Here is a 613-nt window from a genome sequence, read left to right on the forward strand (position 1 = left end):
GCCGCGCGTCAGGGAGCCTGCTCGACGGTGCCGGAACGGGCGGCCACGCGGGTGGCCGGCACCGGTGACACGGCCAGCACTGCTCCGTCACCCTCACCCACGGTGGTCGTGACGGAGGCGTGCACCTCCCCCTGACCCTGCGGGCGCACCCAGAGCGCATCGACGCCGCCCAACGGGACGTTGCGCGTGCCTCCCTTGACCAGCGTCACGTCCTTGACGATGGTGCGCGGGCCGCGGGTGCTGACGATCTCGACCGGGACGTCGCGATCGGGGTCGCCGGTCAGTGTCAGGGTCCGCACGCGTGTCCCGCCGGTCGAGTTCCCGGGCAGGGCCAGGCCGGCCACGGTCGTGATGGGAGTCGTGGCGGCGGCCCAAGCGTAGTCGGAGGGTGCGCCGGTGGTGCCGCGACGCAGCTCGACCGCCGCGAGCACCGGTGTGTCGGAGATGACCTCGACGCCGCGGGCACCCGCGGCACTGTCCGGCAGGGGCAGCTCGGCCGACGACCCGGCCGGGACCGTGAGCACCCCCTCGGGCAGCGACGCCCGACCCGTGGCGGTCAGGAGTCGGGTGCGGACCACGGCGGCCGCACGCCCCGGGGCGACCACGCGCAGCG

At 75.7% G+C, this 613-nt stretch carries 1 protein-coding gene; it reads right to left on the reverse strand.

The genetic code is table 11. The features are described from left to right. Window positions 1-8: 8 nt before the first annotated feature. The coding region (locus KD1_RS17070; RefSeq protein WP_217995921.1) for a DUF5719 family protein at window positions 9-613 on the reverse strand (605 nt) is incomplete at its 5' end.

The organism is Kribbia dieselivorans NBRC 106261 (assembly GCF_001552435.1).
In the GTDB taxonomy this organism is placed as follows: Bacteria; Actinomycetota; Actinomycetes; order Actinomycetales; family Dermatophilaceae; genus Kribbia; species Kribbia dieselivorans.